The sequence below is a fragment of the Pontibacillus chungwhensis genome (assembly GCF_030166655.1).
Classification (GTDB): Bacteria; Bacillota; Bacilli; order Bacillales; family BH030062; genus Pontibacillus.
The window spans coordinates 3,437,976-3,449,733 of sequence record NZ_CP126446.1 but is presented as its reverse complement, the minus strand read 5'-3'; the positions used below and the strand labels follow the sequence as shown (position 1 = coordinate 3,449,733).

Genomic DNA, 11,758 nt, shown 5'->3' with positions numbered 1-11,758 from the left:
GCTTTTGTAAGGGGCACATCCCTTCAAAATCTCTAGCGTACATTAAGGGATTCTTGGGTATACCATTATTGTAGGCAACTGAATCGGAGTATTGGTAAAAGGAGCGAATATTAAATGAAGACATTTTCTAGTTTACAACGAAATGAGATCTATAATGAGATGGAGAAAGAAACCCTTGATGTATTAGTCATTGGTGGCGGGATTACAGGTGCTGGTATTGCGCTTGATTCGGCTACGCGAGGGTTAACAACAGGTGTTCTAGAGATGCAAGATTTTGCTGCTGGTACATCAAGTCGTTCAACGAAACTCGTACACGGTGGTCTACGTTATTTAAAACAGTTCCAAGTAGCGATGGTAGCAGAGGTAGGTAAAGAGCGCGATATCGTTTATCAAAACGGTCCTCACGTAACGACACCAGAGTGGATGCTACTTCCATTCCACAAAGGTGGTAATTTCGGGCCATTCTCTACAAACGTTGGCCTTCGTGTGTATGACTATCTAGCAGGTGTTAAGAAGAGTGAGCGACGCAAAATGCTTTCTGCGAAAGAAACATTGAAGCGTGAACCGCTAGTTAAACGCAATGGACTTAAAGGCGGGGGGTACTATGTTGAGTACCGTACAGATGATGCTCGTCTAACGCTTGAAGTCATGAAAAAAGCTGTTCAAAAAGGAGCTCAGGCTCTTAATTATACAAAAGTTGTGGATTTCTTATATGAAGAAGGAAAAGTAAAAGGTGTTGAGGTGGAAGACCAATTATCTGGTGAGCGTCGTCATCTTTATGCGAAGAAGATTGTTAACGCAGGTGGACCATGGGTAGATACATTGCGTGAAAAAGATGGTTCAAAGAAAGGGAAGACCTTACAGCTGACAAAAGGGGTACACCTTGTATTTGATCAGCAAACATTCCCTCTACAACAGGCAATCTATTTCGATACTCCAGATGATCGCATGGTCTTTGCGATTCCACGTGACGGTAAAACGTATGTAGGGACTACGGATACCGTATATGAAGGTGAGATTGCGCATCCGAAAATGACGGTCGACGATCGCGATTATATCCTAAGTGCGATTGACTATATGTTCCCAAGCCTTTCTATTACGGCAAATGACGTAGAATCCAGCTGGGCTGGTTTACGTCCATTGATTCACGAGGAAGGGAAAGATCCATCAGAAATTTCTCGTAAAGACGAAATCTTTGAATCTGAATCTGGCCTGATTTCAATTGCTGGTGGTAAATTAACGGGTTACCGCAAAATGGCTGAAAACGTCATTAACTTAGTAACAGAGCAGTTAAAAGATGAAACAGGCAAGGACTATCCGAAGAGCCAAACGAAAGAACTTCCAATCTCCGGTGGTGAAGTAGGCGGAGCGAAAGGATTCCAGAAATTCAAAGAGCGTAAGACAGGCGAGGGAATCGCTTATGGTCTGACTGAGGAACAAGCAAGAGGTCTTGTACAGCTTTATGGTGCGAACGTAGGGAAAGTATTTGAATACTTCCAGAACAACCAGGACGAAGCTGAACGTGAAGGCGTAGACCCTCTTGTATTCGCGATGCTGAAATATGGCATTGAGTATGAGCTAACTGCTAAACCAGTTGACTTCTTTATTCGCCGTACAGGTGCTTTATTCTTTGATATCCACTGGGTTCATAAGCATAAAGAATCTGTAATAGCTTATATGGCTAGAACGTTCAATTGGACTGACGAGCAGATCGACATCTATATTTATGAACTTATTGAGCTACTAGAAGAAGCGGTTACGCCGATTCCGGCTCAATAATGTGAAACGTTTTCCTTCTTTTATTCGTATAGATAAGAAGAATAGTTGAAGAAGGTGAAAGGTATGCAAAATATGCAAGAATTGCTGCGTAATGACGCAAAGCGGCAAGTCCGATTAGGAAGTATATTTCTGGGGGTTACACTTCTCTTGTTCTTATCCCCCTTTCTCTTTTCGTTTAATGTTTGGAATTTGGCTGTTTTAGCGTTACCGTTTTTCTTTATTGGGATCGCTATGATGGGGAGTGCTGCTCGTGACTTTCGCTTCTCAAAGCTAGCTGAGAAGCAGGTGGACGCGGTAGGACATTCCTCTGCCACTGGCTGGCCTATGAAGATGTTTCTAAGTACGGAGGTAACGTATGAACACACCGGACGTCTGTATGATATGCACGGAGACCTTTACTCTTATGTGAAGGAAGAAGGGCCATGGTATTGGAAGTTTGCTTCCGGAATTGCTGCCATCCTCAATGCTCACCCCTTTGCGCCTAGATGGTTTGCTTATTTTAATTTAGAGAACCAGTTAACCTTTAAGATTGAGAAAAAAGGTGGGCTAAAGGGACGGTATTTTGTGAAAACTCCAGATGATTCGCTTGCTTTCTATATGGAAGAAGTGTGGAGAAAAGGCGGAGGATTAGAATTTTATATGTACGAACAAGACCACTTGTTATGGCAAGCTACACCCGATAAGTTTATGGACACGATTACCGTATTAAATCCAGAACAATTGAGCGTAGTTGAAATGAAAAAAGATGCCATCCCCCTTGAAGCCGCAGATCGTTTCGGCTCTAAATCAGGATTTCTCTTACAACGCTATGACCAAGAGGCCATGCCAGAGTCGTTGCAGCTTTTCTTGTATATGATCAATCACCGCCGAAGTATGTAAGCCTATAAGTGCTAGGAAGACCTAGCGCTTATAGGTTTTTTTATTTGTCTTAACATGTCGAGGTGTGCTTAATATGCTACTTCTTTTCTTGAAGCAATTCTCTGGGTGAGAGGTGAGAAAGAAAATTTTCTAATGAAATTTCTCCCAATCTATGATACTCTATCTTTAAATGTTAACCAATGAGTTGTTTTAGTTAACAATGAAAGGGAGGAAAGAGAATGGGAATGAGGAAGTGGACAGCTTTAGACATTACAATGGGGAGTTTGTTTGTTGCTATGATGGCTGTGGGGGCTAATATCACCAGTATTGCTCCGTTTATGGTCATTGGTGGGGTACCGATTACATTACAGACTTTCTTCGCTATACTAGCAGGGTTGGTTCTTGGGAGTCGCCTTGGAGCATTCTCGATGCTAGTTTACATGTTACTCGGGTTAGCAGGTACGCCTATATTTGCACAATTTAAAGGTGGAGCAGGTATGCTGCTTGGACCTACGTTCGGCTTTATCATTTCTTATATTGCAGTGGCATATATTGCTGGAAAAATTGTTGAGAAGAAGCGTACATTGCCTATGTACATTGCGGCCGGTCTCATTGGGATGGCCTTTAACTACATTTTCGGTACGAATTGGATGTATGCCGCTTATGTTCTGTGGTTTGATGCTCCGGAAGGTTTTACCTATACAATGGCCTGGGGTTGGATGATGTTCCCGTTACCAAAAGATATTGCGTTAAGTGTGGTGGCGGCATTCCTTGGATTGCGTCTTGAACGAAGTGTGTTGGCAAACAGTCAGTTCAGACGAGAAAGACGTAAATCCGTAGCGTAACTATAGGATAGGGGGAAGTAGGATGTGGGGGAAGTTAGCTGAAAAGGTGTTGCAAGGAGAAGAACTGACAGATCAGGAAGCAATTGCTGTCTTGGATTGCCCGGATGATGAGTTGCTCGATTTACTTCATAGTGCCTACCAGGTAAGGAAGCATTATTATGGGAATAAAGTGAAACTCAATATGATTATCAACACGAAATCTGGGTTTTGCCCTGAGAACTGTGGATACTGTGCTCAATCGATCGATTCAAAAGCTCCTATTCAGAAATATCGCATGATGGATAAAGAAACGATTATGAAAGGGGCTGAGCAAGCTCACCGCTTACATTCCGGAACGTATTGCATTGTAGCTAGTGGCCGCGGGCCGACAACAAGGGAATTGAATATCGTTACCTCAGCTGTTAAAGAAATTAAAGAAACGTATGACCTTAAAATCTGTGCATGCCTCGGGATCTTAAAGCCTGAGCAGGCAAAGCAGTTAAAGGAAGCAGGCGTCGATCGGTATAACCATAACGTAAATACGTCAGAGAACCATCATGAGGCGATTACAACGAGTCATACGTATGAGGATCGAGTCGGAACGGTCAATTATGCAAAAGAAGCCGGAATTTCTCCTTGTTCTGGAGTCATTGTCGGAATGAAAGAAACAAAAGAGGATGTTGTGGATATGGCGCGTGCGTTAAAAGCGTTAGACGCTGATTCCATACCTGTCAATTTCCTTCACGCTATTGATGGCACGGCTCTTGAAGGGACAGACGAGCTTTCTCCTACATACTGTTTGAAGGTGTTAAGCTTATTTCGCTTTATCAATCCGACGAAGGAAATTCGTGTCTCAGGCGGACGTGAAGTTAATTTGCGAAGTTTACAACCGCTAGGCCTTTATCCGGCTAATTCAATCTTTGTGGGGGATTATTTAACAACGGATGGGCAAGAGAGTACGGAAGATCACCAAATGATAAGAGATTTAGGGTTTGAGATCGATTATGTCAAAGAGGAAGAGCTTGTGTGATAGGTTCATCAATTGAATATAAGAAAAAAGACGAAATCGAATGGGTTTCGTCTTTTTTTGTTCCTTTGTCTTTGTTCATTACAATTCGTAACCGATAACTGTAGTTTATTGGTGTCTACGAGCTTCCTGTTCTTCTGTCACTTGTACAACGGGCTCATCCCAAGGATGGTTTGGGTAAATGCCTTCTTCTATGATGCGCTTTAACAGGTCTTCATCTCTTGGAATAGAAAACTCTAATCGGACCGATGTTACTTTTGTCCTCTCCCCGGCTTCTCCTTCTGTTGGGACGGCGTCTTCAGAAGGAACGAATTGTTCGACTCCATCATTTGAATGCCAGGCGACATTTTTATAATTTCCATATTTCAGCTCGTCGATCGCTAAGACGCCTTCAATTACATTCTCTAAGTGTTCAGGCACCACAAAGGTCCTGATTCGATAGATCGGTAATAATTTCATGTTATTTCCTCCAAATCTTTACTCACAAAAATTTTATCACACCTTTATTAAAGCGGCTAATGAACACCTCCTATCATTTGAAGCACTCTCAGATATATACATGATAAAAATTAATATTTATACCCTCAATGCTCCTCATCCTTGGTATGAATTCCGGCTTTGCTCTCTATAGTTTTGGGGAAGATAAGACGTAGAGGGGAAAGATAGATTCGTTGACGATCTTTCTTTATCATGTTATCGTATTAGCACGCTAAAGGATTTTGATTATTTTACTCAAATCAACGGAATTAGAGAGGGGCACATTGTTTTGACAAATCGTCTTACGTTCGAAAAACCACTAGGAATGCGAGATACGCTTCCTTTTTTCTATCAACAGAAACGAAAAGCTCGTGAAGCTGTTTCCTATAAAATTGAATCCTGGGGATACAAATTTCTTGATACCCCGATGATGGAATACTTAGAAACGGTCGGAGAGGCTAGTGCAATTGAAGAAACGCAATTATTTAAATTACTGGACCAACAAGGGCACACACTAGTTCTTCGCCCGGATCTGACAGCGCCGATTGCACGTGTAGCAGCGTCTCAGCTGAAGGAGCAAGGATATCCTCTTCGTTTAAGTTACGATGGTCCAGTCTTTCGCGCTCAACAGATTGAAGGGGGCAAACCGGCGCAATTTGAGCAAGTCGGTGTAGAGTATATTGGGGAGAACTCGGTATACGCTGATGCAGAAGTCATTGCTTTGCAAATTGAAACGCTTAAGGCAGCCGGTCTTGAAGAGTTTCAGTTAACGGTAGGCCATATTGGTTACGTGAAAGGGTTATTGAAAGAAGTGTTCGGCGACGAAGAGGAAACTCAAGAAGAATTCCTCCGTTATTTATATAGAAAGAATTATGTTGGTTTCCGTAAAGCATTAGGGCAAGTTGATCTTTCTGATGATAATAAAGCCAGAATGAAACAACTGCTTTCTTTAAGAGGTCAGAAAGATGTCTTAGCAACAGCCGAAGAGATCACGACCAATGGAGCTTGTCACCAAGCGACGAGAGAATTAAAACAGTTGCAGCAGCTCCTTGAGTCGTATGGGGTGAGTGACTATGTCTCCTTTGATTTAAACCTCATTAGCCATATGAGCTATTACACAGGTATCTTGTTTGAGGGGTATGCGCCTCATTTAGGATCGCTTCTATGTAACGGCGGTCGGTATGACCAGTTGCTTCCAACCTTCCAATCGAAAGCTTCAGCAACAGGATTTGCGATACGGGTGGATCGCTTAGTTGAAGCTATGGAACAACATGCGAGTGACAAGGGGCCTATTCTTGTAATGTATGAGCCGCATACCTTTGACCAGGGGTTACAAGTCGCGCAAGAACTGCGAACTGAAGGAGAACGAGTGATTTTGCAGAACAAAGCGTACTATGAAGAAGGACAAAACAGCTACAAACAAGTAATTGATATGACGGAAGGGGGCGCTTCTGTTGAATAATTGGTTAACGATCGCCATGCCAAAGGGAAGAATTTTTGAAGAGGCTGCTGAACTTCTGCAGAAAGTTGGCTATGATTTCACAGATGTTGAGGATTCAAGGAAATTGATCTTAGAATTTCCTGAATATAAAGTACGCCTAATGATGGCGAAACCGATGGATGTGGTCACCTATGTTGAATACGGAGCTGCAGACTGCGGAATTGCGGGTAAAGATGTCCTATTAGAACAGGACCGCGATGTGTACGAAGTGCTAGACTTAAACATAAGTGGATGTTACCTCGCTGTAGCCGGGTTGCCTGACAAGCCGCTTAGCAAGATTGCTCCGAAGATTGCGACGAAGTATCCTCGTGTTGCATCCGAGTATTTCCGTGAGCAAGGTGAACAAATTGAAATCATTCCTCTGAATGGTTCCATTGAATTGGCACCCCTTATTGGTTTGACAGACCGGATCGTGGATATCGTTTCATCAGGTCAGACCCTTCGTGAAAATGGACTTGTTGAGTATGAAAGAATAGCGGATATTACATCCCGCTTTATTGTGAATCCTGTTAGTTATCGGATCAAAAATGAACAACTCGACCCGCTGATTGAAGCGCTGAGTGAGTACGTGTAAGGAGGTCGGAACTATGAAGATCATTACGCCGGACAATTTGGATGCATTTAAGCGAACGGTGGACGGAGGAACAGAGGAACAACGGGCTACGGTTCGAACCATTCTATCCGACGTCAAAAAACAAAAAGACCAAGCTGTCTTGTCCTATACGAAACAGCTAGATGGAGCTGACTTGAGTAGTTTGGCTGTATCGGAGGAAGAGTTTCAGGAAGCGCGCAGTCAGTTAGATTCAGAAGATATAGCGATCCTTGAAGAAGCGTGCGCTAACATTCGTGCCTTTCACTTAAAACAAGTTCGGAATTCCTGGTTTGATACAGACGAGGACGGGACCATACTTGGGCAAAAGATTACGCCTCTTGATGCGGTGGGTGTCTATGTGCCAGGTGGAACAGCAGCTTACCCTTCATCTGTGTTCATGAACGTCATGCCTGCTATTGTAGCTGGTGTAGAACGAATCGTTATGGTCTCCCCTCCATCTGAAGAAGGCACATTGCCAGCAGGAGTGCTTGTCGCTGCTGAAATTGCAGGCGTTAAAGAAATTTACAAAGCAGGAGGAGCGCAAGCCGTTGCGGCTCTTGCTTATGGAACAGAATCCATTCAGCCTGTTGATAAAATTGTCGGGCCTGGCAACGTTTATGTCGCTCTTGCGAAGCGGGAAGTCTTTGGGGACGTTGATATTGATATGATTGCCGGTCCAAGTGAAATTGTTGTATTAGCCGATGATACAGCCAGGGCAGAAGACATCGCGGCTGATTTGTTATCACAAGCAGAGCACGATGCCCGTTCATCAAGCGTTCTCGTTACCTCTTCTAAAACGCTAGCTGATGAGGTTTCCTTGGAAGTTGAACGACAGTTAGCAACACTTCCTCGAAAAGCGATTGCCGAAGCGAGTGTTAAAGACTACGGAGGTATTGTTGTTTGCGATAACTTGGCACAAGCGATCGATGCAGTGAACCGTTTAGGTCCAGAGCACTTAGAAATTCAGACGGAAGATCCTTTTATGCTTTTAGGGAAAATTAAACATGCCGGGGCGATCTTTTTAGGTCGATTTAGTTCGGAACCGATCGGAGACTACTTTGCTGGACCGAACCACGTATTGCCGACAAGTGGTACCGCACGATTCTCAAGCCCTTTAAATGTGGATGACTTTGTGAAGAAATCTAGTGTGATTTACTACAGCAAAACTTCCTATGAGAAGAACGCTGATAAGATTGCTCGCTTTGCGAGACTAGAAGGACTAGAAGCACACGCCCGTGCAGTAGAGACGAGAAAGGGGTCAGATGAGTCATGACAGAAGAACGAGTTAGTCGAATTGAACGTGAAACAGGGGAAACCAACATCTCTCTTGATTTAGCAATTGACGGGACAGGAAAAGGCACGATCAACACGCAGGTTCCGTTTCTTACTCATATGCTTGAGTTATTTAAAAAACATGGATTCTTTGATCTAACAGTTGAAGGAAAAGGAGATGTGGAGGTGGATGACCATCACCTAACAGAGGATATTGGCATTTGCCTTGGGCGAGCTTTAAGAGAAGCACTGTTAGACAAAGCAGGAATCAAACGTTATGGATCGTTCTCTCTTCCGATGGATGAAACGCTTGTAACGGTAGCGGTGGATCTTAGTGATCGCCCACACCTTGAGTGGAAAGCGGAATTACCAGCTGCGAAAGTGGGCACGTTTGATACAGAAAATGTTCATGAGTTTTTCTGGAAGCTTGCTTTAGAAGCCAGAATGAATTTACATATCGTTGTTCATCATGGAACGAACACCCACCACATCATTGAAGCCATATTTAAAGCCACTGCTCGTGCGCTGGACGAAGCGACTCAGATTGATCCTCGTATCCAGGGCATTATGTCGACGAAAGGGAGTCTGTAAATGATCGGAATTATTGACTACGGGATGGGGAATTTATTTAGCGTTTCGAAGGCGTTAGAACGTTTAGACGTTCCGTATGTTCTAACAGACGACCCGGAGCAGTTAGCTCAATGTGAAGGGTTGATCCTTCCTGGTGTAGGCGCATTCCCTGATGCGATGAAGTCCCTTGAAGAAACAGGGATGAAAGAATTTATTCTATCTAAAGTAGGAAACGGGAAGCCGTTACTAGGCATCTGTTTAGGTATGCAGCTTCTGTTTGATGAAAGTGAAGAAGGCGGCTTTACAGAAGGTTTAGGGTTGCTGCCAGGCAGTATTGTTCGCTTCACCGGTAAAGATGCTGACGGGAATCGTTTCAAGGTTCCTCATATGGGTTGGAATCACCTGGACCAGCACCAACCGAAATCCCCCCTTCTCGACTCAATCGAAGATGGTTATGTATACTTTGTACATTCCTATTATGCTCAAGCTAAGCAACAGGAAGACATCATTGCAAGTGCCAGATACGAAACAGAGGTCCCTGCCGTTGTAGGACGAGCGAATGTGTTTGGGGCCCAGTTCCACCCGGAGAAGAGTGGCAAAACGGGAATGACGATCTTACGTAACTTCTGTAACCTTGTCCAAGAGAGAGGAGACGAATCATGAGTTCATTTACAATCTATCCAGCAATTGATATGAAAAACGGAAAATGTGTACGGTTAGAACAAGGAGATTTCGATAAAGAGACCATCTATGGTGACTCTCCATTTGAAGTAGCAAAAGGTTTTAAAGACCAGGGCGCTGAGTGGATCCATATGGTTGATTTAGATGGTGCCAAAGAAGGCAAGCGAATTAATGCTGACCATATTCTGAGCGTTGTAAACGAGCTATCTGTAAAGGTGCAGATGGGAGGAGGCATCCGGAATAAAGAGGATGCTGCCTATTACTTAGATCGAGGTGTGGATCGGGTTATTATCGGGAGTTTGGCGATTTCTAATCCTGAATTAACAAAAGAGCTAGTCGCTGAGTATGGAAGCAAAATTGCGATTGGCTTAGATGCTCGAGATGGGTATGTGGCAACTGATGGCTGGCTTACAAAATCGGATCGAACAGCCGTTGAAGTTGGCCAGTACTTTGCAGAAGCAGGAGTGGAAACGTTCATTTATACGGATATCTCTAAGGATGGTATGATGAGTGGTCCTAGTACAGATCAAATCGTTGATTTAGCGAAGCAAACGGGGAAAGAAGTCATCGCTTCAGGTGGTGTCAGGAACATTGCTGATCTTGTGGAACTAAAGAGATATGAGAATCAAAATGTTGGCGGTGCGATCGTAGGCAAAGCCATTTATACAAAAGAACTTCCCCTGCGACAAGCCTTAGATGAGGTGAATTCGTAGTGCTCACAAAAAGGATTATCCCATGTTTAGATGTAAAAGACGGGCGTGTGGTAAAAGGAATTCAATTTGTCCAGATCCGTGATGCAGGCGATCCGGTCGAACTGGCTACGGTCTATGATGAGCAGGGCGCTGATGAGCTTGTATTTCTAGATATTTCAGCTTCACATGAAGGACGTAAAACCATGATTGAAGTCGTTAGAGAAGTAGCAGGAACACTCGCGATCCCTTTCACTGTCGGCGGCGGAATTGGTTCGCTTGAGGATATGCGGGCTATCTTGAGAGCTGGGGCGGATAAAGTTTCCTTAAATTCTGCAGCGGTCCGTAAGCCTGAACTTATAACAGAAGGATCAAATTTCTTCGGAGCGCAATGTATTGTTGTGGCCATAGATGCTCGCTTCGATGAATCCATCGGCTCTTGGCGCGTCTATACGCACGGTGGTAGAAATGCCACGGAATGGGAAGTGTGCGATTGGGCTAAGCACGTCGTCGAACGTGGGGCCGGAGAAATACTATTAACAAGTATGGATCAAGACGGCGAGAAAACTGGATTTGACTTAGGGCTCCTTAAGGCCGTGCAGCAAGTGGTCGATGTCCCGGTTATCGCTTCAGGTGGTGCAGGCAACGCGGAGCATTTCGTTGATGTATTTAATGAAGTAGATGCGGATGCTGCTTTAGCTGCTTCGATCTTCCACTACAAAGAAACATCTGTTCAAAAGGTAAAAGAAGAACTTAGAGAAAATGGGGTGCATGTACGATGAATGTAGAGGCGATCCAATTTGATGAAAAAGGGCTAGTACCAGCGATTATACAAGATGCACGTAGTAAAGAAGTTCTGACTCTTGCTTATATGAATGAAGAGGCAGTTCGAAAATCGGTAGTGACTGGAGAAACACACTTATACAGCCGTTCTCGTCAGGAGTTATGGCATAAAGGAGCTACATCCGGGAATACTCAGTCTATCCAATCAATGAAATATGACTGTGATCAGGACGCCGTTTTGCTTCAGGTCATTCCGGAAGGGCCGGCTTGTCATAAAGGGGATTACTCCTGTTTCCACGAGACGGTATATGGAAACGAGTCGGTTGCGAAGAGCAATCGTTATCAAATTTTAGATGATCTACAGAGTACGTTGGCAGAGCGTTTAGCAACGTTGCCGGAGGGTTCTTATACTTCTCAGCTGTTTCAGGAGGGTGTAGACCGTATTCTGAAAAAAGTTGGCGAAGAAGCTGGAGAAGTGATCATCGCGGCCAAAAACAATGATCCTGAAGAGTTAACATGGGAAACGGCAGATCTGTTATTCCACACGCTGATGCTTCTGACTGAACGAGGTGTTCCATTCGATGATGTTCTTGGAGCCTTAGAAGGAAGAAATCGTAAAAAGTAAAGGGCATGGATAAAAACGGAATCCCTCCTATAATCCCCTTTACAAATATGGTATACTGCTAAAGGAATGTTACGGTTCGA

13 protein-coding genes are annotated in these 11,758 nt (G+C 43.9%); 12 read left to right on the top strand and 1 reads right to left on the bottom strand.

Translation table 11 applies throughout. The annotated features are described in order from the left end of the window. Positions 1-114: 114 nt before the first annotated feature. From QNI29_RS17825 to bioB, 4 genes are all read left to right on the top strand, one after another. Positions 115-1,779, top strand: coding sequence for a glycerol-3-phosphate dehydrogenase/oxidase (locus tag QNI29_RS17825; protein ID WP_231419035.1), 1,665 nt, complete (start codon positions 115-117; stop codon positions 1,777-1,779). Positions 1,780-1,833: 54 nt separating this feature from the next. Further along, a complete protein-coding gene (locus QNI29_RS17820; RefSeq protein ID WP_284526577.1) occupies positions 1,834-2,658 on the top strand; it encodes a hypothetical protein in 825 nt (274 codons plus the stop codon). 218 nt (positions 2,659-2,876) lie between these two features. Then, the gene (locus QNI29_RS17815) at positions 2,877-3,482 is read left to right on the top strand and encodes a biotin transporter BioY (protein ID WP_231419033.1); all 606 of its coding nucleotides are present in this window, start codon (positions 2,877-2,879) and stop codon (positions 3,480-3,482) included. 22 nt (positions 3,483-3,504) lie between these two features. Further along, a complete protein-coding gene (gene bioB, locus QNI29_RS17810; RefSeq protein WP_231419032.1) occupies positions 3,505-4,491 on the top strand; it encodes a biotin synthase BioB in 987 nt (328 codons plus the stop codon). A gap of 105 nt (positions 4,492-4,596) precedes the next feature. Here the strand turns inward: bioB and QNI29_RS17805 are convergent, their stop codons facing one another. Beyond that, a complete protein-coding gene (locus tag QNI29_RS17805; RefSeq protein ID WP_231419031.1) occupies positions 4,597-4,947 on the bottom strand; it encodes a YqfO family protein in 351 nt (116 codons plus the stop codon). A gap of 307 nt (positions 4,948-5,254) precedes the next feature. Between QNI29_RS17805 and QNI29_RS17800 the strand changes: the two genes are divergently transcribed. Genes QNI29_RS17800 through hisIE form a run of 8 tightly spaced genes read left to right on the top strand, consistent with a single transcriptional unit; the run spans position 5,255 to position 11,678 of the window. Then, entirely contained in the window at positions 5,255-6,427 is a 1,173-nt protein-coding gene (locus tag QNI29_RS17800; protein WP_231419030.1) for an ATP phosphoribosyltransferase regulatory subunit, read from the top strand. Continuing rightward, on the top strand, positions 6,420-7,040 hold the full coding sequence (gene hisG / locus QNI29_RS17795; RefSeq protein WP_231419029.1) for an ATP phosphoribosyltransferase: 621 nt from the start codon (positions 6,420-6,422) through the stop codon (positions 7,038-7,040). Before QNI29_RS17800 ends, hisG begins: the two co-directional genes overlap by 8 nt. A gap of 13 nt (positions 7,041-7,053) precedes the next feature. Next, the gene (gene hisD, locus QNI29_RS17790) at positions 7,054-8,331 is read left to right on the top strand and encodes a histidinol dehydrogenase (protein WP_231419028.1); all 1,278 of its coding nucleotides are present in this window, start codon (positions 7,054-7,056) and stop codon (positions 8,329-8,331) included. Continuing rightward, positions 8,328-8,921, top strand: a complete 594-nt coding sequence (hisB, locus tag QNI29_RS17785) for an imidazoleglycerol-phosphate dehydratase HisB (protein ID WP_231419027.1) — start codon at positions 8,328-8,330, stop codon at positions 8,919-8,921. Before hisD ends, hisB begins: the two co-directional genes overlap by 4 nt. Further along, complete coding sequence (gene hisH / locus QNI29_RS17780; RefSeq protein ID WP_231419026.1) at positions 8,922-9,563, top strand: imidazole glycerol phosphate synthase subunit HisH; 642 nt, start codon at positions 8,922-8,924, stop codon at positions 9,561-9,563. It abuts the gene before it with no gap. Beyond that, on the top strand, positions 9,560-10,294 hold the full coding sequence (gene hisA / locus QNI29_RS17775) for a 1-(5-phosphoribosyl)-5-[(5-phosphoribosylamino)methylideneamino]imidazole-4-carboxamide isomerase (RefSeq protein ID WP_231419025.1): 735 nt from the start codon (positions 9,560-9,562) through the stop codon (positions 10,292-10,294). Before hisH ends, hisA begins: the two co-directional genes overlap by 4 nt. Beyond that, positions 10,294-11,052, top strand: a complete 759-nt coding sequence (hisF, locus tag QNI29_RS17770) for an imidazole glycerol phosphate synthase subunit HisF (protein ID WP_231419024.1) — start codon at positions 10,294-10,296, stop codon at positions 11,050-11,052. The genes hisA and hisF overlap by 1 nt, the downstream gene beginning before the upstream one ends. Then, complete coding sequence (gene hisIE, locus QNI29_RS17765) at positions 11,049-11,678, top strand: bifunctional phosphoribosyl-AMP cyclohydrolase/phosphoribosyl-ATP diphosphatase HisIE (protein WP_231419023.1); 630 nt, start codon at positions 11,049-11,051, stop codon at positions 11,676-11,678. Before hisF ends, hisIE begins: the two co-directional genes overlap by 4 nt. The last annotated feature ends 80 nt before the right edge of the window (positions 11,679-11,758 follow it).

Coding starts and splice junctions, on each gene's coding strand:
- QNI29_RS17825 (WP_231419035.1), top strand. CDS start 115: ATGAAGACATTTTCTAGTTTACAACGAAATGAGATCTATAATGAGATG.
- QNI29_RS17815 (WP_231419033.1), top strand. CDS start 2,877: ATGGGAATGAGGAAGTGGACAGCTTTAGACATTACAATGGGGAGTTTG.
- bioB (WP_231419032.1), top strand. CDS start 3,505: ATGTGGGGGAAGTTAGCTGAAAAGGTGTTGCAAGGAGAAGAACTGACA.
- QNI29_RS17805 (WP_231419031.1), bottom strand. CDS start 4,947: ATGAAATTATTACCGATCTATCGAATCAGGACCTTTGTGGTGCCTGAA.
- hisD (WP_231419028.1), top strand. CDS start 7,054: ATGAAGATCATTACGCCGGACAATTTGGATGCATTTAAGCGAACGGTG.
- hisB (WP_231419027.1), top strand. CDS start 8,328: ATGACAGAAGAACGAGTTAGTCGAATTGAACGTGAAACAGGGGAAACC.
- hisH (WP_231419026.1), top strand. CDS start 8,922: ATGATCGGAATTATTGACTACGGGATGGGGAATTTATTTAGCGTTTCG.
- hisA (WP_231419025.1), top strand. CDS start 9,560: ATGAGTTCATTTACAATCTATCCAGCAATTGATATGAAAAACGGAAAA.
- hisIE (WP_231419023.1), top strand. CDS start 11,049: ATGAATGTAGAGGCGATCCAATTTGATGAAAAAGGGCTAGTACCAGCG.